The following is a 343-nucleotide window of genomic DNA, read 5'->3' on the forward strand; positions in this document are numbered from 1 at the left end:
ACCATACTTTAGTTAATATTCCCGTTTCTGAAAAATGGAGTTTCAAGGTTATTTTTGCGGCTCAGGCGGGATTGTCCTTTATTATCAAACAACCGGGGCGTACGGATATGGATTCAAGCGTTCCTGTCCCGATTGAAGAATCAAATAAACTTTCTATAGACGGAATGTTTGTCGGAAGAGGTTGGCAAGAAGGATACCGCGACAAAGGCTTGCTGCTTTTGGATAACTGGTTGGAATTGCGTGTCCCGCTTGTAACAGGAATTCTTGCGTGGGATTTCTTCTTTGATATTGCCGGCGTAGAAAAAACGCAGGGGTATTATTTTGCAAGAGATCCATTAAATGG

The 343-nt window shown here is 42.6% G+C and carries 1 protein-coding gene; it reads left to right on the forward strand.

Annotated features, from left to right (window positions below; all coding sequences use genetic code 11):
- Positions 1-107: 107 nt before the first annotated feature.
- Positions 108-343 (forward strand): hypothetical protein (locus ACYVTD_RS18410; RefSeq protein ID WP_461249043.1); only part of this gene is annotated, 236 nt, incomplete at its 3' end.

It is taken from the genome of Treponema sp. R6D11 (assembly GCF_054786075.1).